Raw genomic sequence first — 19,813 nt, 5'->3', positions numbered from 1 at the left:
AGCCAGTGGCTGAAACCTTACTGATCCAACCTTCTACCTTATGAACCGTTACCAGTGCTGGTTTTTTGCGGATTGCTGTTGGAACATCATGGCATCGACTAATGGGTCAATTCGACGCCAGCGCCAACAGCAAGACCTTCGAAAGTGTATTCGTGGGCGACCTGCGGAAAGGGTGTGCGACCACGTCTTTGGACTTGCGCTTGCTTGGGCGGATCCTACGTGGGGCCTTACCGCGGATGCCCCACCGCTCTGCAAATCTAAAAACCATGTCGTTCGCTCGCTTGGCATGAGCTAAAGGCATCTCTCCAAGGATGGCGGTAGTGGTACGCAGCCACTATCCCGATCGTTAATATTTACCGTCATGATGGCCTGATGGTACTGTCAGCTACCCGCCGCGCTGGCGCGACAGGTCAACAGGAGGTTCGACGTATGGGTGCAATGGAAAAGACGTTGGCGTCCTCGCCTTTTCTGGCGGATGGCGCTACGACGCGAACTGGTGAGGAAAAGATCCCAGGCTACTACTCTGCTGCCCTTGACATGTGGGTTGTCGATACCGCGGAGGGCGTAAAACCCATCATCGCGCAAGGGGCGCTGAGCGAGCTCCTCACCAAGACGAAGGTGAATGCTGAGCAGGATGATGAGGCTACCTGGCAATTGGAGCTGACGACGAAGACTGCCCAAAAAGTCGAAAGCGATGACGAGTACACTCGGGAAGCAAACCATCTCCTTCAACTCGTGACCAAGACCGATTCGACTACCGAACGCGACGACCGCTGCGAAGCCACTTATATCCTTGAGTTGATCACCAAGACTAATCTCCAACTGGAGCACGACGACAATGGCGATCCCACCTTCGGACTGGATACCCGGTACTACGAAGGCTGATGGGGGAGACGCTCATGTTGTTATTGGTTACCAACCGTCGTGATATCACGATGGATTACATTGTCGCCGAGGTGCGTCGTCGTAACACTCCATACTTTCGCGGGAACACGGAGTTGCTCCCACAATCCTTGTGCACCATGGATAGTCATCCTCGTACAGCGTGGTCAATTACGCTGGATGGCAAAACCATCCGTGGCGACCAAGTGACGGGCGCCTACTTCCGCCGGCCTGGCGCCCCTATCGTGCCTGATGAGGTGGTCGATCCGGGAGAGCGAGCCTACATCGAAGCCGAATGGAGCAGCTTTTTAAAGAGTCTCTATACGCGTCTGGATGCTTGCTGGCTGAATGCACCTGCCAGGATTTTCAACGCCGAGGACAAGCCCCTTCAGCTGTTAATGGCTCACGAGATTGGCTTTAATGTGCCGGCCGTAATTATCACTAACGACATTCGATCAGCGCGTCAGATTACCCAGGTTGATCAAGCCATTGGCAAGCCGTTGCGCCAGGCCGTTTTGGCTGGCGAACGCGAACGTGTCATCTTCACCAAGCGCCTCGATACCTTGGACGACGGTCAGGCAAGAGCGATGGCGTTGACACCTTTCATTGTCCAGACCGAGGTTGTGAAAAAATATGACGTGAGGGTCACCGTAGTAGGCGAGCGCCTCTTCGCCACTGCGATTTGGTCGCAGGAGCACAGCGAGACCGAAGTCGACTGGCGCCAGGGCAGCAGGCCAGATTTACGGCACGAGAAAATCAATCTACCTGTCGAGATCGAACGGCAGTGCCTAGAGCTCGTCTCGCGTCTAGGACTGCGATACGGGGCAATCGATTTGATCTGCGACCGACAAGGCAAACTGTGGTTCTTGGAAATCAACCCGAACGGCCAGTGGGCATGGATTGAGAATCTAACCGGGTACCCGATCGCTTCCGCTATTGTGGACAACCTAGTCGGAATTTCTCATGGCTGATGGGTGGGGGCGGTTGAACCGAGTAATACGGTTGACATGGCCGGTTGTGGTCGATCTGTCTTCGGCACAAAAAGCTGCTGATGATGAATGGATGCGTAGCATCGCGACATCGGTAAGGCAGGGGAATTGGTCGAAGGACAGCGAGGTTGCGCTTGATGAGTCTCGCCGCCTTTTTGATGCTGAGGTTGATCGACGAAAGGGTGCTGATGCCAAAGCCGGCATTTACCTTGCCGCTATAACGGCACTTATTCCTGTCTTGGTCTCCCTGCTGCCAAGCCTTTGGAATGACAAATTGAGTAAGGTGCTTGGCTTCACTGGGCTCTTCGTCTTCGCCTGGGCAGTTACGTATTTGCTGCGCGCCGGCGCATGGGCATTCAGCACATTAAAGGTATCTGGGTTTACTCAGCTTGGGCCTGGTGAAATCGCCGCGAGCTGGAAAAAAGACAGCCCCAAAGCGGCTCTGGCCAAACAGCTATCAATAGCGGTCCTTTGTAACTACCCACTCGTGAACAGAAAAATCACCGGAATCAAGATGACTCATGAATATCTCTTGAGGGCATTCCTGGGCTTCACACTGCTGATGGTTATCCAAGTGGTGTGGCCGGTCGGGACTTGGCTGGTGGAGCAGGGCATCCGCTTGTTCAAGCCTGAGGCGATCAATCCCCTGATCATGTGCTTTTCGTGAGCAAGGGACGACCAATGGGGCACTCCGGATACCTAATTCGTTTCGATTTTAAGAAAAGGATTATCGAGAGGCATCAATTCAAAAAATAGCTTGGGATCCTCAATCAAGTAGCCCTTCAAAGTTGTTTTCTTCCTAGGGCCTTGCACTTGGCATGTCCAGATATTTAGACCGTTGTCTCGCTTCTTGTGAATCCTCAGCTTCTCAAACTGCTTTTGCACCCAACGCCATTCTTCGATCTCTTGGCAGGTGCCCTGAGAGATACCGGGAAACTCCTGCGCGTAGCGTTGGAAGAGGCCTGGCGTGACCAGCAATACGCTGCCACTCACCGTGTGGATTTTGGCCTTGCTGTCGTTGATGATCAGCTTGTGGCTGAGAATGCCTTCCTTGACCCAATTCAGAAATGTTTGGCCTGGGCTATCCGATTGAAGCGTCGAAGTTTCGACAGTACTTTCTGACAGTGCGTCTCTGCCCTCAGGCGCTTCCAATTCGAACATGTCCAGCAGCGCACCGAGGTAGTCGGCATCCTCTACCATCCGGGTATCCGGCTGCGGTTGACTTTGACCTGATCTTGTACTGGCTGTCTCGGGCGTTGGTGTTGGTAGCGGGGTGCCAGTTGAGTGGTCATGGGTCGCAATGCTCACCGTTCCGCTGAAAGCCTCAGGCCGGTCTTCGTTCCCCCAAATCAGTGCTGGTTGGATGCGCAAAAAGGTAAAACTCTGCTGCCAGTTTCCCTGGGCGACTAATGCAGTCCAGATCGCTTTACCTTCTGGAGTCGACTCGACCAGCCCATGCGATTGCAGTTCATCGAACACCGCGAGATTGGACGAGGGAATGCCCTCAATCGATTGCGACAGCAGATAGGCTCGTAGCTTGTCTGTAACCGTCTTGCTGACGAGCCAGAGCGCGTCCTGGGTCAGCCACCCTGCGGCACCGGGCTGGTTGAGTTTCAGCTCGTGCTGAACCAAATGACGCAGTCCGCTGATCAAGTGATGTTGCAGCGAATGAATCGGTGCTTGCAGTGCCTTGCTCGGGTTACCACCGATGTTCTGCGCGGTGGAAACACGGTCTGCCTGCATTACCAGCTCACCGAGCACGCCGGCACGTTCATACTGACCTGCTAGGACATACAGTAGGTTGGCCCAGAGCGATGGAAATCCACTGAGCCAGTCGAGGATTGAGCGGTCGAGAATCTGGGTGTAGAGCAAGCCCGCGGCTGCGCCGTGCAGGTGGTAGTCACGATCCTTGAAGTAGCGAAAACGGTAAGGCTGATCCAGCGGGCCCTGCCAAGGATGCCAGACACGGCCATCCTGGCGTTCGACCAGCAGGTCCACGGCGATCTTGCCGATGTCATGGAGCAATGCACCATAGGCGATGCCAGCGGACCAAGCGTCGGTCTGGGCTGCTTGGTCTTCGGGTGCGGCGCCGGTGGGAAGCAGATACGACTGACGCAATTTCAAACTACAAGCGACCAGTTCCAACCCATGGTCTAGCATGCCGCCAAGATAAGCATGGTGGTGCGTCTCGCTGGCTGGAAGCTGCTGGACCAGCTCGGCGTAGCGATGGATCGGATTTAAATAGAGCTGGCTGAATTGCGGATGGGAGAGGGCGGTGTACTGCCAAATGCGATCAAGCAACTGGCGGCGATGCTCGGCTGCTAACAAGCGCTGGGACGATTCGATGGGCAGGTACCCATCGGCGACGTTTATGGTGGGTGACGGAGGAGGCTTTTGCCTTTTGTGTCGAAACAGACTGAGCATCATGGTCCTCCCGGGAAGTGCCAGAGTCAGTGGCCTTTCAGCCTTTTCGGATAGGGCTCTTACCCTTGACTCCCCATTCCCTTCCAACCCTTACCGGTCCTTTTGACGCGTTTCCCTTTGTGCGGCAATCGGAATGTCGATTTGTCCTGGTGCCGTTTTATTGGATGCGCATGCTGGTACGAAAAAGGAAGGTGTCGGTACACTGCGGTGCGAATTTTATCGGGTCTTGCCATGAACCTCACTGACGCCACGCTCATACTGCTGCTCGCGGCACGTATCCATGGAACAGACGAAGCCGTCAGGGCCTCGGCTAAGAGCGTGGTCAAGAAGCTACCGCGCAGCAAACGTGATCTGATCTACAAGGTGATCGACAGCCGAAGTCCACTCGATCTGGTGGATTACCTGGCGGAGAATCTGGATACGTAACGGCGTACTGCGGTACGGGATTACCTTATATTCATTGCGTCAGAGCTCCGCAGTGTGGGGATTTTTCTGGGCATAGAAAAAGGGGTCCAATTCGTGTTGGACCCTATGAAGTGTTTGCAGCAGTGAGGTGACGATCAGGCTCCATCGTTCATGCATCGCGAGTCATCCATTACCGTCTGCTTCCGTTGCTGCTCCAGGTTGAGCACATATTCCGAAGCGCATCGGGCCTGGCCACTGGCGCGGAAAATCGCGCGGTTGTCAGCCTTGAGCAGGCCGAGCCAGGAGTCGATATAGCCCTCGTGCCGAAGCTCTCCCCGTATACCGGCGTAGGCACATAAAAAAGCGGCCCCCATTTCGGCGATCAACTCTTCAAATGCATAGTATGGCGAGCCAAATGGACACGGAGAGGTTACGCCTTCGCGCTGCAATCGAGAGTAGTGTCCGGTCCAGTGCGTCAGCTCGTGAAGCGCGGTGGCGTAGTATCCACCTTGATCGTGAAACTGCGCTTTTGTCGGCAGTTGGATGAGATCCCTGATCGGGTGGTAAAAGGCTTCGTCGGAAAATCGATGAATGATATTTGCGCCCGAACTTAGCAACAAACTTTCTGCAGCAGCGTTAGGGAAGAAGGGATCGCTCGATTCCGTCTCGAGCACCGTTTCGTTGAGTGTTTCGAGCCCCTCCGTTTGCTCGATGTTGAACAGAAAATGCGTCCTGAGAATGCCAAAGTGAGCGACCTTGGGCTGACCGTTCTCATCAAGTACGGGTTGGCCTGATTCGGTCTGTTTCTCGCGCTCCATCGGTTTGTAGAGCACGGCAAGGGTGCTGTGCTCACCCTTACGGATGTGCCCGCCGGCTTTTTTGGCTTGGTTGAAGGTGAGCCAACGATCTTGAGTGAACCCCTGCAACCTAGCCTCGGTCCAGAGCAGCGGTAAATTGATGCCCGAATAGGGACGCTGGGTGATGGCGTTGATGGGATAGGGTTGGTGATGACCGACGTCGGCTGAGCCACTTGAGGACCAGGGCTTGATCCAGGGCGCTACGCCTTGGTCTAACGCGGTAACGATCTTGTTTGTCACGTCTTGGTAAATATTGCGCATGGCATTTCCCTCGAAAAACCGGAGGAACGCCTTGCCCGTCGGGGAGGGTTCCCCGGTGGGTATTGGTTGGATTGGTGCAGGACTGCGTATAGCCTGAGTTGGATCAGTGGTCGGGTATGGCCGTTTGCGGTCAGCGTTGCTGCTCTTTCGCAAGCGCTATCAGTAGGGCGTTAGGTTGGTCTGATACCTGAAGCAGGCTGAGGCTCAGTCGCAGCAGTGGTTTATGTTCTGCATCACTCACTGAGCCGAACTTAGCTATCTCGAACACCACGTAGGGTGCGTTTGGATCGGCCAGGTGAGCTTTGAAGGCTGCGCGTACGACGTTGCTCAGCCTATCGAGCTGCAGCTTTTCAGGATGATTTGAACCATCGAGCAATACTGCGTGTTGCCACGCGTCTGGAGTGAACACAATGGGCAAGCGCAGAGTGTTCAGTGCTTCGCTTGTGAGTGAGTCGGACATGGTGTGCCTCCGTTGATAGCGCGAAGAAACCTGTCCCATAGGGGAAAGAATTCCCCGCGTTGGGTTGAAGAAAAACAAGAGGGGTTAGGACGAGCCGAGCTCGAAAGACGCTCGGGAGAGCAGTAGGCGTTCATCACCGTGAAGCGTGACCGTGCGAGCCACCGAACGCTAATCGCACTTGGGGGGAACCATCACCGGAGTGACGTAGCTTTGAAGGCTCTGGCTACCTGGGAAGGTGCTGTCGATAACAGCGATCCGTACCCTCTATGTAGCTGGATGATATGGACGGGTCAACGGCCATAGAGCCGCTGGTGCACGAGCTGCGTCTTCTGTCTTCCAGTGAAGAGTTTTCGGCTAGGTAAACTGATAAACGGTTAAGCATGGGCGGTTTTCAGTAGTAGTCTGTAATCTCGATTTCCACAGGAACACGCTCAGAAGAGGGCGTAACCATGCCGGCTCAGCATCCACTTCAGATCTCCCGCGCACACCGCTGGGCATATGCATGCGGTATGTCGGTAAAACGTGTTTATCGCAGGTTGAAAGGATTTGAATCTCGTATGGCTAAACGTGCGGTGGCGACAGGTATGCCTGCGGGTGGGCTATTGGTTCGTGGGAGCTTTCTGGTTACGAAGCTGGCACTCATTCTTGGGTTGCTCTTTATCGGTTTCTGGTTGGTCGCTTCTGTCGTAACGATGGTTGCTGTGATTGGTCTCCTGTTGTCCAAGGCTGCCATTGACGCGGATCTTGAAGGCAATGATCCAGGTCCAGACTTTTTAGGGGCCAACTCCTATCTAGGCAATTACGACGACAACGGTCATTACATCGGGCATTCCAAATCATCGAGTAGTGACGTCAGATGATCCTTTTCGTAGCTCCCGTCAACTGATCTGTGCCTTTGCTTGCCGCGCCATGCGCTGCCTTGCTCGCACTTCCTAGCATCCCTTCAAGGCTGCTGCCAATTGAGTAGCCTGCCCAGCTCATGGCAACTAGAAATAGTCCTGGCAGAACCAAGAACATCGCCCCCATCACATACTCAATCACCTGCGCCGTGACCGTTCCATCCATAAATCCGGATGTCGGCAGCGACAGCAGCGCCTGATTGGATGCCGATACTTGGTTGTACAAGGTATCGAGCATGCTGGAGTCGACCCAGCGGGCTAACTCCCACCAGAAGGTCAGCATGTGCAACGTGAACAGCGCGAACGTCACCGTCATGACGGTCTTTAGCTGGTAGGTACTGACCAGTAGGACCAGTGGCAGGCTGATGATGACGCCCATGATCAGGAAAGCCTGCACCATGGGCAGGGCGGCACATAGTGCATTCATTGCTGGGAAGTTGCTGAAGGAGCCAAGGGCCAGCCCGGTGTTGGTGGCCAGGTTGTTGAGCCCCTGATTGATCGACCCACCGCGAGCACTGGAGCCATAGTCCTGGTACACCTGTCCGGGCGACATGGACATCGATTGTTGGCGCGGGCTGACCAGTTCGCGCAGGGTGGCATCCTCGATTTCGTTGCTTGAGCGGCCAGTCAACCAGCCTTTCAGCTGAGTCAGCAGCGAAGGATCGACTTGCTCGATCAAGCGCTCGCGCAACCCGACACTGCTGTCATTCCACCACTGTTTGCAAGTGGGGTAGCCCGCGCCATTCTCCAGCCGTGGCAAGGAAACATCACGGGTTTCATCATAGGGCCAACTGACTCGCGGTGTCCGTGAGCGATCAGTGTCGTAGTAGCCCGGAGTGTCGAGAAAGTAGCTTGAGCCGATCCAGGAAGAGTCATGGCTTTGCCCCTTGTCCAGCTGTGGACGGTTGGTGAACAGTCGAGAGCGGGAATAGCCGTAGCAATCGCGAGTGAAGTCGGCGACTTCCTGTAGCAAAACCTGGCTATCGATGCGCGAACTGTCGATTTCCATGCGCATTTGTCGGATATCCGGTGCACAGGGGATGGAGGCGGTGGCCGCCGCGGTCACGCCTTTGCTCAAGGCGTGTACCAGAAACCACCAGATTGGCACGTTGGCGGAGCGTGCGCCGATGGTATTGAAGGTGATCCCCCAGGCGGTTTCTGCTGGCTTAGCCACACTGATACCGCAGCGCTGGCTCGCTGCATCATCGAACGCCATTGACGTGAGGCTCAATGGAAAGACCGGCGCGCAGCCGAACAAGACGACGATGTAGGCCAGCCACAGCCGGTTCTCTATCCGCGGTACAGAGAGCAATCCCTTGTTGCCTTCATCCGCGCCTTGCTGGCGGGCCGACAACCACTCTTGCAGGATGATCGCGCCGAAGGGTGCGGCGAACAGTCCAGTATCGGACAGGACGTTCCAGATACCGTTGTTGATGATCCATGCCAGCAGGGAGAGGTAAAACTCCAGGTAGCTGTTGGTGCTCATGCGCATGGTGGTGACCTCACAATCGAGTGAGCTCGACGCAGGTAAAGATCAAGAACCCTAATGTCCCGGCGCGTTTCACGCGCAGTCGGTCCTGTGGTCGATGTCGGTGGCGCCTCAGCAGGTCCCACCAGAGTGCAAAGAGAACGCCGTAAAGCAGGACACGCCACCACCGCAAATAAGGCCGTATCGATTCCAAGGCTTTCTGCCAGCCCCCGAAACTACCCAGCGCAGTGCAGCCGATCCAGGCGATCAGTGCGGCGGTCAGAATCATCCCTGCGGCGATCCCTAGACTTGACAGCAAAGTGAATAGCGGTGAGCGTTTCATGGCTCACTTGTTCCTGGCGTCAGCATCATTGAGTCGGCCAGGCTCGGGGTCGCCTTGTTCGACGGTACGCGAAGCATCGGCACCTCCGGCATGTCGATCGAGTACCAGGCTGGCGGTATTGGTAGCCAACATTTGCCGGACCTGCAGCTCAGTCTGCAGTAGGCGTATTTCACGCTCCAGAGTGTCGATGTTTTTCGTCAAGGCCGTTTGGGCCGGTTCGGCGGAAGCGATGTTAGGTTCGTGGCTGCCTGCCAGCAGCGTGCGTAATAGCAGGAGCGCTTTGTCGAGTACGCTGGACAGGGCCGTCTCACTGGCCAGGCGCCGCGCCAGGAGTTCCTGATCAGGATCGTCGCGCAGGGCTTCGATCACACCACGGGTCACCGGCAGCATCGGGCTGGAGGCTTTGCCCAGATTGTCAGGAGTAGGCTGCAGAGAACCGGACAGTAATCCTTGCAGGGTCTTGAGGTGTTCACTGTAGGCCTCCTGGATCATCGGCGTCAGTCCGCTGCCAGCGGTAGCCCGCAGAGTCTCGCAGGTGTCGCAGGTCGCGACTTCGGTCTCACCCAACACTCGAACAGCCCATTCGGATTCCTCCTGGGGTGAGGTCCACGCCTGGCAAATAGCGCCGCCCAGGCAATCACTGCTACTGATCGAGGCGCTGTCATCCACGGACCGATTATGCAGCAGGTTGTAGCCCGCGCGCACCACATCGGAGGTTGCCCGGATGGGTGTTTGTCCGCTACCTCCAGCCTTCTGCCTGCCGACCCATGACACCCCATTATTGCCGTTACGGGCCTCGGTGTTTTTCACCGCGGCCACCGCATCACCGTCGGTTTGTTCGAGGTTGCCCTGCATCTCCTGGTTCTTGGCCAGCGCGCCCCAACCGGCTTGACCGACCTTGTCCGCCATCTTCTCGGCCATGGCCTGGCAGGTCAGCTTGGAACGGTCGAAGTCGATGCGCCCTTGCATCACCCCATTACTCAACAACTCATAAAGCCCGGGGTTGGCGCGCTGGATGATCATCGCCGGCAGCGACATCACAGCTTGGGTCGCGTTCTGCACAATGCTGCCCATGATCTGCTGGAACCCTTCGGTAACGCCGTTCAGCTGGTTTTGCAAAGTGTTGGTGAGGCTCATATTTCCGCACATCATGTTTGCCTGCCAGGATCCGCCAACACCGAGCCCGTTGGGACGATAGAGCGAACTCGGCGAGCCCGCTGCTGAGCCGCCACCGATGGTGTACATCACCCGGTCGTCGAGCACTTGGCCTTGAGTGCCTAGACGGTAATCGTCCTCGGCGGCATGGGTATGCGTGACCACGGCGAGCAGCCCGCAGAGCAACAAACTCATCGGGTCCAACCATGGTCCTGCAAGAAGCCGCCTCATGAAGCACCACCTTCGAAGTCGATGCTGAACAGGAAGGTCTGTCCCTCACGCTTGCAGCAGCTATAGGGACGCCACAGCGACCAGGCGTAGCCGCCATCCGCACTCTGCACCGGATCGCAGGGGAAGATGGCACATGTGGGTTGAACCAGAGGGGAGAGCAATTGCCATTTGTGGGTCGAAGCGTTGTTTTCAACGATTGGGCCAGGCGGCCAGTAACCATCGCGTGGTAAGGGTGTGAGTGGGACATACACGTGCGGTTGCCAGTTGCGGGTAATGAGGTCGCCCGCTCGCTGCGCCATCACCGCAGCGGCTTTGAAGTCGTCGGGTTGCACCAGAAATCCTTGCCGGGGATAGACGTTGCCCCACATGTTTCCCGCGAGCTGATGACCAATTTCACGGATTCCGGGCACGAGCGACTCGGGGTAAAGGCTTTCCGGGATGCCATGACGCCAGGCCAGTGAGTCCAAAGTGCTCAGGTAGTAGGGCATGAAAGCTGTGGCGCCGCTGGCGCAGGCGTAGCCGGATTGCGAGGCCAGTTGGGTGGCGGCCCAGCCTCCGGGGTGGCCGATGCCATCAACATTTTTGAAACGAGGCAGGTTATCGCGCTGGGTGTTCGGCGTGATTAGGTTACCGCCACCTTCCGCACCGCTGGTGGGAGAGGAGAGAGCGGCCATCTCGGTCCACGGATTGCTACCGGTGGTGGCATAGCTGGAGACCACCAGTTCAGGAATGAAATGACGAACCTTGGTTGAGGTTTTAACCGTGCAGCCAAAAGGGGTGCAGAGCAACCAGAAGCAGATGCCGACGACCCTGTACTCGATGCAGTCTGGAGAAAGCACGGAGGCGGTAATGCTGCCGGTATCCAGCGCCACGCTTGACCCGGATGCCAGCAGAATGCTCAGCACCAAAGGATGTAACTTCTGAGGCGAAATATGTGGGCAGGCAGCAGACATGATCCAGGCTCTGGGTGTATGGCCTGGACAGGTTCAATGATCGAGAGAGGGGTGTCAGTGAGAAAGCCGACCGCAGGATAGTCGGTTTACAGCGACCTTCTAGATCAGCAGAGGGTCATTCAGCGCTCAGCGCTCAGCGTACGAGCAAGCGCGTCAGACTCGATGAGCAACTGATCCGTTTTGATCTCGAAAATGTTGGCGAGTTTGCAGAGAACCAATAGCGACGGGTTGCCTACCCCTCGCTCGATTTGACTCACGTACGTACGATCCACCTCGGCCATGAGCGCCAATTGCTCCTGGGTAAGGTTCTTCACGCGTCGCATCGAGCGGATGTTTTCCGCAAGTTGCAGACGGAGCTGTTCAAAGTCTTGAGTCATGCGCGCAAACTGCGCCTTGAGGGACTCTCAATCCACGGGATATAGTCTACATTGGCTCTGATTCGGGCTTTTTTGATGCTTAAGCCGAGTGTCAATTTTGTTTCTATGCTGCTTAGAACAGACCGAGCATTAATAAATAAATCGAAAGCTAAGGTGTCTATGACCGAAAATTACGTTTCCATTCCTGCGGCGGATGGTTGTCCGAGTCTTCTGACGCCATGGGGCAACGAATTTGCCCCGATGATCGAGCGTGGCGTGCAATGCGCTCAGGCCTGGCTTAATACACCTGGTGAGGTACCGCTGTGGTGGGAGCTGGCGCAGGCACGTAAGACTTGTCCGGCAGGAGACTCTCAGGATGCTTTCGAAGCAGGTTTTTTATTGAGAATTCAGCAACGGCTTCTAGGCGTTTCACCGTAGCTGTGCGGCTCCAACCCTGACGACATGGCTTGCACGGGAAAATTTACTGGAAGGTATGGTTCCAGGCATCATTCCTCTAGAATGGAGGTCTGACAGAAGTGGCATTGTGCTGTTACAGACCTACGCAGCTAGGATTCTGGTAAGTGCAGATTTCTGCACGCTCTGAGAACGTGGAGCTCGATATGAAAGCCGACCAAGAGTTGAGTGATGATCTGGTGAGCCGACTGGAGGGTAAAATCCCAGCCATGGCCGAAGGGGCGATCAATACGGCCTATATCAACGCGCTGGCGGCCGGACGCAGCGTGATGGAAGTCATGGACGGCATGCTCGTTGAGACGACTGCCGATGGTAAGCACAAGGTTATTCGAGTGGCCAAGCCCAAGCATAAAGTGACCTTGGGCGGCATTATTAAGGTGCGTCGCTGCTCATGACAGTTCCTCGGCTGAGGATGTTTGCCGGTCCTAACGGTTCCGGCAAAAGCACGATGAAGGGTGCCGTGCCTTCCCACCTGATCGGCATCTATATCAACCCGGATGAAATCGAAAAGGCCGCCAAAGAGGGCGGGCGTCTGGAATTCAGCGATTTTCAGCTGGAAACCGAAGGTGATGAGGTTCTCGGTTTTATCAAGGCGCATCGCCTGATCCGGTTGGCCCAGCTTGATGAAGAGGCGGCCAAAATAGACTTCAGCGGCAACGGCCTGAATTTTCAGACCGTGGAAATGAATTCCTATTTTGCTTCCGTGCTCTCTGATTTTATTCGGCACAAGCTCCTCGAAGCCCAGTTGTCGTTCACCTTCGAAACGGTGATGTCTAGCGAGGACAAAATCGCTTTTATGCTCAAGGCAAGAGCGTCGGGATATCGCACCTACCTCTATTTTGTCGCCACTGAAGACCCGGATATCAATATCAATAGGGTCAAGAACCGTGTTGCGGCAGGTGGGCACCCAGTTCCCACGGAAAAAATTGTCCAGCGCTATGGTCGTTGTCTGAACCTATTACCAGCGGCCATCGCAGCCTCGAACCGGGCTTATATCTTTGATAACTCCGGCGCTGATCTGCTGCTGCTCGCTGAAGTAACGGACGGGACCGACCTTGAGTTCAGGACTGATGAGATCCCTGACTGGTTCATGCAGGCCTACGTGGAGAAGGTGTTCAAGGATTTACTGCCGGGTTGATCGAAACCTAGGATCAGCTCCGTTTCACTTGATTCCTCGCATCCTATCGATCCGCTCAGCTACCCGGTAAGCCGCCTCCAATTCCGAGCAGCCGGTGCTCTGCATCAGTGTCCAGCGTTCGGCTTTTTCCTCAGGCTCCGTCATGGCCAGGGCGAGATAAAGACTGGGCGGCACGGCTCGAAACAGCGTTTCGAGCTTCTTCGAGAGCACGACCCCCTCAGTGTATTTCCCCGGCTCCTTACTGGCGGAGAGCAGCAAGGCTTTCTGTGCCGGCGTGAGTTTCTTGAACCGTGCGATTTCTTCGATTTCCGCGGGCGGCATGTTCAAGCAAATCCACCATTCGATCATGTTGAGCATGGTCTGCGCGGCAGTGGGGAAGTCGGCAAGGTTTTGCGTCGCCAGCCAGAACCACGCGCCGAGCTTGCGCCACATCTTCGTGCCCTTGACCACGAAGGGTGCCAGCAGCGGGTTCTTGGTGATGATATGGCCCTCGTCGGTGACCATGATGATCGGTCGGCCCAGGTACTGGTCTCGTTCGGCAAGGTTATTCACGGTGTTCATCAGGCTGATGTAGCTGATGGACATCTGTGCCTCGTAGCCTTCGCGAGCGTAGGTGGCCAGATCGACAATGGTCACATCGCTCTCGGGCCAAGGCGTGCCTTCACGATCGAACAGTTCACCCTCGAAACCCTGGCAAAACAGGTCCATGGACTCGCCCATTTCCTGGGCACGCTCGCGACGTTTCTCTGGCAAGTGCGGGTCGGCGGCGACGCGCAGCAACGCGTCGCGCACGTCGCGGGTCAGTACCTGGCGCTCCGCTGCGACACAGGTCTGTGCCGCATCTAGGATGCACTCGCGGATCAAGCTGCGATCGGCTCGACTCAGGCGCGCTTCTTCCTTGGCTTCGCCGCCGGTGATCATCAGGCGGACGGTGATTTCCAGTTCGCCGAGAACATCGCGCTGGTCTTCGTGACTGGTTACCACCTCATCGTCCCACTCATCGATCGATAGACTCGCCACCTGATCCGGCTGCTCGACCAGGCGCCAGGCATCGGCGAACGGGGCGAGGCTGACCGCGGTACCAGGTTTCAATTGGACCTTGTTGACCGACAGGCCTTGCGTTGCGAAGTAGTCGCCCTGTAAACCGAATGAGTTACCGGCCTCAACGATGAACAGGCGAGGGCGGTACACCGCCATGATCTGCATCAGCAGGGTGACCAGGGTGGCCGACTTGCCGGCGCCGGTGGGGCCGAACAACAGCAGATGGCCGTTCATGGCCCGATCTAGGCGTGACAATGGATCAAAGCTCAACGGCGAGCCACCACGATTGAACAGGGTGATGCCTGGGTGGCCTGTGCCGGTACTGCGGCCCCACACCGGAACCAGGTTCGCCAGGTGCTGGACAAACATCAGGCGCGTGTACCAGTTGCGCGTGTCGCGGGCCGGGTTGTAGATCATCGGTAACCAACGCAGATAGCTGTTACAGGCGGCAACCTCGTCACCTTCACGTACTGGTTGCAGTCCCGCACCCAGCAGCGCGCTGGCCAGGCTGATCGAGCGCTGGTGCAATTGCTGCTCATCGTGACCGCGCAAGTAAAACGCCAGGGTGCCGCGGTACAGCTTGTGCTGGCGGCCGATGATCGCGCGAGCCTCTTCAACATCCTGACGGGTCTGGGTCGAGGCCAGGTTTTCACCGATGGCTTTGCGCGCCAGGCGGTTCAACTGCTCCTCTAGCATATCTTGGGGTTTGACCACCAAGGTCAGGCTCATCACCGTGCCTTCGGGCAACTGGTCGAACAGCGCATTCACCGCGTCGCCCTTGCGGGTTTCGCCAGTGAGTTGGCCTATCAAGGGGGCCCGCCGCAGCTTGTCCACCACCATGACTCGATGGGGCTGACCATCGAAAAACCAGAGTCCACGCTGAACATCCGAACGCGGTTCGTTGAAGAATAAACGCTCGGCAAAGTCGTGATCGAAGGGCAGTTCCGGCGACTCACCGTCGGCCGACTCCGGATAGGCCACACAGCGGTAGAACTCCTCGGGCGCTTCATCGGTGAGCTTGGGGGCTGGATTGAACCAAGGCAGCAGCCAGGCATACAAACCTGGGCCATCGACTCGCGTCGATTTCACCCCACACGTTTGCAACGAAGCCGCGATACGTTCGCAAGCCTGATGCAGGGCTTGCACTGGGATAAGTCCGGTCTCCTCAGCGTCAGACTCGAGCCAACGATAGACCACCAGGCGCACCCGGCGGCTGTTGCCCCTCCAGGGTAGGCGCGTGACGGCCTTGTCCTCGAACAGACCTCCCGGCTTGGCGATAGCCTTCAGATGACGGCGGCTGAGTTCCAAATACGCTTCGGTGAAGACCGTACCTCGCGCGCTGTCCTGAATATAATCGGTGAGCCGGGTCAGGTAGGGGATGAAGTCGTTGTCGTCCTGGCAGAAAAACTGCGCTACCCACGGCGCTTGATCCAGTTCATCAAAACTATTTTGCAGGGCATCCTCGAGGGCATCGCGGGCCGCCATCAGCCAATCGGGTTCGCGTCCTTCGGTGCCGATGGGCAGTAACTCGAACACCGCGCCTACCGAGCGATTGTCATCGAGTAGAAAACACTGCTCGGTCTCCAGATATTCGACCCAAGGCAAGTAGTCGGTGAAGCTCGGGTTGTGCGCATAGAGTGCAGCTTCATCGGCCAAGGTGGCACGAGGGCGTAATGGGTGGCGCCAGGCTTTCCACGCCGAAGTGCGATTGCTCGGATCACCGGCACGCACTACAGGTCTTCCTGTCGTTCACCGGGCAGTGCGTATTGCACCCGTTGGTAGAACGGAAAGACGGTCGAGTAACCCGGAATCGGTGCCTGCTCGGTACCGCTCAGATGCGGATACACGTACAGTACCAGATCGGGATTGGGCAGGCGCGGGAACAGGTTGCGGATCTCGTTCGCCGCTGTGCGTGTGTACGGCTCCTGGAGAACAACGGAGAAATCTGCCTGGTCCAGCGGACGGCGTAACTGGTGCCGAGCATCCAGCAGTTGCTGCTGAGTGCCTTGCGAACCAGCACCGTTCCAGATGTCCAGCATGGTTTGCTCGCCATGGGGCAGCAGCGTCTCCTTGTCGGTGGAACACCCCGCCAGGACCCAGCAGAGCAAACTAATCCAGGTCAGGCAGAGAGGCTTGGTCTTTTTCATGGCGAACGCTCCGGCCCTTCGGCTCGTAGTCGATGGTGATCTCATGGTCGAGGTGCAGTGCGACCTGTGCCGCCGGGGGCACGTACACGGCGGCAAAGGTCTCGCCATACAATTTGTTGATCCACTCGCGAATGTCGCTGACCCCACCACTGAGAATTGAACTCAGTGCGCTATTGCCACTGCTGCTGGCGACCCCGAGCGTACTACCGCCCGAACTGATCAAGCTGCTGTTGTTCTGCTCGTCTCCTAGCAAGGCGGCGACACCGGCGCCGGCGGCAGTGATCAAGCTCTGGCTGCCGAGGTACTGTTGAGCGTTCGAGCGGCGCTCACCGGCAATGCAAGGAATGCCGTACGGATCGGACAGGTAACCGAGTCCGCCACGAATATTGTCGGTGCTCGAACTCTGGGCGTTGGAGGCGTTGCGGCTGGCTACTGCCTTCGGCTGAGGCACCGAGCGGATAGTGTCGTCGGTAAACACAAAGGTAATTGATTCGACCTGTCCGCGTACGCACGACAGGGTCCAGTCACCGGATGCCGTGCCGCTCATAACGGCCCCCGCGACGTCCGGCAGATCGATGCCGTTGGCGGTCAGGTTCTCGGGGCCGACCAGCACTTTGAAGGGATAGGGATCATTCACGGTGCCGTCGACTGGGACTCGGCCGATCAGAGCGGTCATGGCGACCGAACCCATCAATGTTGCGTTTTCGGGAATGGTGTAGACCGGCTTCGCGCCTTCGGTACGATCAGCGGAGCGTGTCAGGTCACGTTCACCCTTGGTGACGTCGCGTAACTGCTTCTGGCTGCGGTCGATGGCATTGTCCTTCAAACCGTCCAGTGAATTGAAAGCAGTAGGCAGACTCAGGGCGGACGCGGTCTTGGTTTTGCCCTGGGGGGCGGTGGACAGAGCATTCGAGGGCTCAATCCACTGCAGTGCATCATTGGCAGAATGCTGCCGTTCGAACTGGGAGCCGTCGCCCGGCTCAAGCCCCAGTCCGATAGGCATATCCTTGTCCTTGCCGGTCAGCCCCGACAGTTGCTCCTGCAATTGCGTCAGCAGACCACGGGCCTGGCGACTGTCTTGTTCCGCTTTGAGTCGAGCCTCGTTGGCTTGTCGGCGACCTTCGTCGACCTGTTGAGTCACGCTGCCAAGCGCCGTCTGGATACGCGAATCAACACTGTTTTCCCGCTCGCGCAGGCGGTTGTTTTCCGTCTGCAGCGAATCGTTGTGTTTCTTCAAACCGAGCATGTCGCTGCGCATGGCCTTCACCTGGCCGACCAGGGTGGCGACCGTATCGCGGGGGGTATCGCCAGCAATGCCGAGCGACTTGGCTTGCTCGGTGGATAACTGAAGGTTGCTCTGATCAACTGGGCCCTCTGGAGAGGGCGTGCTGCCACCCGCGACCCAGGTTTTCAGGATGATCACCACCACGGCCAGCAGCGCGGCCGGTACCAGCCATTTGAGCAAGGCGTTAGCTTTCATCGTCAGCCCCTCGCGCAACGGGCGGGAGCAGCACGGCCTGTTCGAGGCCGGCACTGCGAGTGACGAGGTAGGCGATCGTGGTGTCTTCTGCGCTGCCGACCGGCTCGAGGAAAGCATGCTGGAAGGTCGCGGCGAACAAGGTGGCCTGAAGTCGACGTGGATCGAGTTGCACCGTCTCTGAACCACGATTGCGTAACTTCACCGCCGTCACCCAGTAATCACCGAGCCGCCAGGCGGCGATGGGGGTACTGGACACGTTTTCTGTCGGCAGCAGGGTTGGCAGTTCGCTGCGCAGCTTGAGCGGGACGCGGCGTACGCCGGGCAGAGACTCCACGGTGCGTAGCGGCGCGTACAGGCTTTGCGCGGCGTAGCGCGTCAAAGCGACTGGGATTGGCGTACGTTCCGGAATAGGGACAGTGCTAGATTCAGCCTCGGTAGGCTGCCGCTGAGCATTCTTGAGAATACGTACGGGTTCCAGCGGTTGATCGCCAGGCGCGGCTGCAATGTCCAAGAGGATGATCTCGCCCGTCGCGACCGATTGCAGTTGTAATCGGGTAGGTGCAATGGCTTCTGACGCGTGCAGGTACAGCGTTCCGCCGGTAGATTGCACGCGCAGCTTGCCGGTCAGAGTTGAGGGTACGCCGACTCGGACATCCTCATCGATAAAGACCACCCGCTCCTGATTGATCACCAGTGGGACCGCGAGAGGGAGGCGTTCCCAGCGCATCAACTCGACGGCCTGCGCTGCGACTCCCGATAGCATCAGTGCGATGGTGAGCCCCAGGGTAGAAATCCCCGTCATGGCTCACCTCCAGGCAGAGCGATTTTTTGCGGCGTGCCCTGATAACAGTCCAGTGCCAGCCCCCACTTATTGCGTTCGGGGTCCAGATCAAAACGCACCACGCGTAATGGATAACGCACCACCACCCTTTTCACCGGTTCGGCGGCGTAATACTCATCGGCGTTGAGGTCGAGGGTGACCAGCCAGCTGTCGAGATCGAGTTGCTTGACCCTGAGTTCCGGATCTTCGCTATAGCCTCGGCCCAGAATTTCGTAGACGCCACGTACCCGCTGGCGCAGCTCGCCAGCGGCCTTGCGGTACTCGTAGTCACCGTCGAGGAAGGCCTTGCAGGCGGGTGTAAGGTAGGACTGCAAACCATAGATTGCGCGGCGATAGTCCTGCTCGCCATCCGAGGGCCAGCGGTTGAGCTGACCAAAAATATACAGGGCAAAGGCATACACATTCTCTGAGGGGATATCCCACCACTTGCGCGTGCTGCCCGAGCGTAGATCCGGGGGGACATGCACGGTCAGATCGGTCGGTGCCGAGCGCCAGCCGTACCAGAGCCCGGCACAGACTAGCGCAAGGACTATTACCGCCAGGCGCAGGCTGAAGATATGGGCCTGTTGGGCATCCACCTTGTTCCGAAAGCGGCTCATGGCTGCCACCGGGACAGGGCAGAACGCAGCCGACGTGAACGGCGGACCGTCCAGGCACCGGAGTGGAGAATCAGATTGCCGCGATCCAAGCGCCAACGGCTAGCCAGTATCCATTCGAGCTTGCGGTACAACCAGGTCTCGGGACGGGCCCGTTTGGCTCGACGCAAAAGCGTGCCACTGGCCAATAACACCACGGCCATGCCTGCGATCATGCCGGTCGGCGCTACGGCAATGGAAGCGGTGGCGATCGCCAGAGGAACGCCCAGCAGCAGGCCGATGACTGCGCCGGTACCCAGCGCTACCCACATCTCATCATTGGTCAAACCTCGCAGTACGGCAGGGTCGCGATTGAGTCGCTCGGGCAGAAAAACCAAGGTGCCGTCGGCAAGGCGTTCGATAGTGTTGTTCAT

General features: G+C 57.4%; 22 protein-coding genes. 8 read left to right on the top strand and 14 right to left on the bottom strand.

The window, feature by feature from the left end; all coding sequences use genetic code 11:
- Window positions 1-429 precede the first annotated feature (429 nt).
- From JZ00_RS31380 to JZ00_RS05440, 3 genes are read left to right on the top strand one after another with little or no spacing between them, the layout of a single operon-like run.
- Window positions 430-885 (top strand): hypothetical protein, encoded by a 456-nt coding sequence (locus tag JZ00_RS31380; RefSeq protein WP_049866967.1) that lies wholly within the window; start codon window positions 430-432, stop codon window positions 883-885.
- Between the two features lie 14 nt (window positions 886-899).
- The gene (locus tag JZ00_RS05445; RefSeq protein ID WP_039588816.1) at window positions 900-1,853 is read left to right on the top strand and encodes a 30S ribosomal protein S6 modification protein RimK; all 954 of its coding nucleotides are present in this window, start codon (window positions 900-902) and stop codon (window positions 1,851-1,853) included.
- On the top strand, window positions 1,846-2,538 hold the full coding sequence (locus JZ00_RS05440) for a hypothetical protein (protein WP_038436693.1): 693 nt from the start codon (window positions 1,846-1,848) through the stop codon (window positions 2,536-2,538). The genes JZ00_RS05445 and JZ00_RS05440 overlap by 8 nt, the downstream gene beginning before the upstream one ends.
- Before the next feature lie 32 nt (window positions 2,539-2,570).
- Here JZ00_RS05440 and mobH read toward each other — a convergent pair whose 3' ends face one another.
- Window positions 2,571-4,295: a MobH family relaxase gene (gene mobH, locus JZ00_RS05435; RefSeq protein ID WP_039588691.1), complete on the bottom strand. Its 1,725-nt coding sequence runs from the start codon at window positions 4,293-4,295 to the stop codon at window positions 2,571-2,573.
- A gap of 231 nt (window positions 4,296-4,526) precedes the next feature.
- Here mobH and JZ00_RS05430 point away from each other — a divergent pair, with 231 nt between their 5' ends.
- On the top strand, window positions 4,527-4,721 hold the full coding sequence (locus JZ00_RS05430) for a DUF7740 domain-containing protein (protein WP_026067412.1): 195 nt from the start codon (window positions 4,527-4,529) through the stop codon (window positions 4,719-4,721).
- 134 nt (window positions 4,722-4,855) lie between these two features.
- On the opposite strand, the gene JZ00_RS05425 is transcribed toward JZ00_RS05430, so the two are convergent.
- Window positions 4,856-5,818, bottom strand: a complete 963-nt coding sequence (locus tag JZ00_RS05425; protein WP_039588690.1) for an ArdC family protein — start codon at window positions 5,816-5,818, stop codon at window positions 4,856-4,858.
- A 130-nt stretch (window positions 5,819-5,948) separates the two neighbouring features.
- Window positions 5,949-6,278 (bottom strand): hypothetical protein, encoded by a 330-nt coding sequence (locus JZ00_RS05420; protein WP_039588689.1) that lies wholly within the window; start codon window positions 6,276-6,278, stop codon window positions 5,949-5,951.
- A 449-nt stretch (window positions 6,279-6,727) separates the two neighbouring features.
- Here JZ00_RS05420 and JZ00_RS05415 point away from each other — a divergent pair, with 449 nt between their 5' ends.
- Window positions 6,728-7,138 carry a DUF3742 family protein gene (locus tag JZ00_RS05415; protein ID WP_039588688.1) on the top strand — a complete coding sequence of 137 codons (411 nt, stop codon included), beginning with the start codon at window positions 6,728-6,730 and terminating at the stop codon, window positions 7,136-7,138.
- Here the strand turns inward: JZ00_RS05415 and JZ00_RS05410 are convergent.
- The 5 genes from JZ00_RS05410 to JZ00_RS05390 all read right to left on the bottom strand — a co-directional run bounded on the left by JZ00_RS05410 (window position 7,131) and on the right by JZ00_RS05390 (window position 11,704).
- Window positions 7,131-8,669 carry a conjugal transfer protein TraG N-terminal domain-containing protein gene (locus JZ00_RS05410; protein WP_039588687.1) on the bottom strand — a complete coding sequence of 513 codons (1,539 nt, stop codon included), beginning with the start codon at window positions 8,667-8,669 and terminating at the stop codon, window positions 7,131-7,133. The two genes, JZ00_RS05415 and JZ00_RS05410, sit on opposite strands and share 8 nt — an antisense overlap.
- A 10-nt stretch (window positions 8,670-8,679) precedes the next feature.
- Window positions 8,680-8,988 carry a hypothetical protein gene (locus tag JZ00_RS05405; protein WP_039588686.1) on the bottom strand — a complete coding sequence of 103 codons (309 nt, stop codon included), beginning with the start codon at window positions 8,986-8,988 and terminating at the stop codon, window positions 8,680-8,682.
- A 3-nt stretch (window positions 8,989-8,991) separates the two neighbouring features.
- Window positions 8,992-10,374: an integrating conjugative element protein gene (locus JZ00_RS05400; RefSeq protein ID WP_039588685.1), complete on the bottom strand. Its 1,383-nt coding sequence runs from the start codon at window positions 10,372-10,374 to the stop codon at window positions 8,992-8,994.
- The gene (locus tag JZ00_RS05395) at window positions 10,371-11,327 is read right to left on the bottom strand and encodes a TIGR03756 family integrating conjugative element protein (protein WP_039588684.1); all 957 of its coding nucleotides are present in this window, start codon (window positions 11,325-11,327) and stop codon (window positions 10,371-10,373) included. The genes JZ00_RS05400 and JZ00_RS05395 overlap by 4 nt, the downstream gene beginning before the upstream one ends.
- A gap of 119 nt (window positions 11,328-11,446) precedes the next feature.
- The gene (locus JZ00_RS05390) at window positions 11,447-11,704 is read right to left on the bottom strand and encodes a helix-turn-helix domain-containing protein (protein ID WP_039588683.1); all 258 of its coding nucleotides are present in this window, start codon (window positions 11,702-11,704) and stop codon (window positions 11,447-11,449) included.
- 75 nt (window positions 11,705-11,779) lie between these two features.
- Between JZ00_RS05390 and JZ00_RS29920 the strand changes: the two genes are divergently transcribed.
- From JZ00_RS29920 to JZ00_RS05380, 3 genes are all read left to right on the top strand, one after another.
- Complete coding sequence (locus JZ00_RS29920; RefSeq protein WP_235433047.1) at window positions 11,780-12,121, top strand: LasR-specific antiactivator QslA; 342 nt, start codon at window positions 11,780-11,782, stop codon at window positions 12,119-12,121.
- Between the two features lie 182 nt (window positions 12,122-12,303).
- Entirely contained in the window at window positions 12,304-12,552 is a 249-nt protein-coding gene (locus JZ00_RS05385) for a hypothetical protein (RefSeq protein ID WP_039588682.1), read from the top strand.
- Entirely contained in the window at window positions 12,549-13,295 is a 747-nt protein-coding gene (locus JZ00_RS05380) for a zeta toxin family protein (protein ID WP_039588681.1), read from the top strand. The genes JZ00_RS05385 and JZ00_RS05380 overlap by 4 nt, the downstream gene beginning before the upstream one ends.
- Before the next feature lie 24 nt (window positions 13,296-13,319).
- On the opposite strand, the gene JZ00_RS05375 is transcribed toward JZ00_RS05380, so the two are convergent.
- From JZ00_RS05375 to JZ00_RS05350, 6 genes are read right to left on the bottom strand one after another with little or no spacing between them, the layout of a single operon-like run.
- Window positions 13,320-16,067, bottom strand: a complete 2,748-nt coding sequence (locus JZ00_RS05375) for a conjugative transfer ATPase (protein WP_039588680.1) — start codon at window positions 16,065-16,067, stop codon at window positions 13,320-13,322.
- On the bottom strand, window positions 16,067-16,483 hold the full coding sequence (locus JZ00_RS05370; RefSeq protein ID WP_039588679.1) for a TIGR03751 family conjugal transfer lipoprotein: 417 nt from the start codon (window positions 16,481-16,483) through the stop codon (window positions 16,067-16,069). The genes JZ00_RS05375 and JZ00_RS05370 overlap by 1 nt, the downstream gene beginning before the upstream one ends.
- Window positions 16,446-17,963, bottom strand: a complete 1,518-nt coding sequence (locus JZ00_RS05365) for a TIGR03752 family integrating conjugative element protein (RefSeq protein WP_039588678.1) — start codon at window positions 17,961-17,963, stop codon at window positions 16,446-16,448. The genes JZ00_RS05370 and JZ00_RS05365 overlap by 38 nt, the downstream gene beginning before the upstream one ends.
- Window positions 17,953-18,765, bottom strand: coding sequence for a TIGR03749 family integrating conjugative element protein (locus JZ00_RS05360; RefSeq protein ID WP_039588677.1), 813 nt, complete (start codon window positions 18,763-18,765; stop codon window positions 17,953-17,955). Before JZ00_RS05360 ends, JZ00_RS05365 begins: the two co-directional genes overlap by 11 nt.
- Complete coding sequence (locus JZ00_RS05355; protein ID WP_039588676.1) at window positions 18,762-19,403, bottom strand: PFL_4703 family integrating conjugative element protein; 642 nt, start codon at window positions 19,401-19,403, stop codon at window positions 18,762-18,764. The genes JZ00_RS05360 and JZ00_RS05355 overlap by 4 nt, the downstream gene beginning before the upstream one ends.
- The gene (locus JZ00_RS05350) at window positions 19,400-19,813 is read right to left on the bottom strand and encodes a TIGR03750 family conjugal transfer protein (RefSeq protein WP_039588675.1); all 414 of its coding nucleotides are present in this window, start codon (window positions 19,811-19,813) and stop codon (window positions 19,400-19,402) included. The genes JZ00_RS05355 and JZ00_RS05350 overlap by 4 nt, the downstream gene beginning before the upstream one ends.

Origin of the sequence: Pseudomonas frederiksbergensis (assembly GCF_000802155.2) — a bacterium.
Lineage (GTDB): Bacteria > Pseudomonadota > Gammaproteobacteria > Pseudomonadales > Pseudomonadaceae > Aquipseudomonas > Aquipseudomonas frederiksbergensis_A.
The sequence above is the reverse complement of the archived record's forward strand: the minus strand, read 5'-3'. Positions and strand labels throughout refer to the sequence as shown.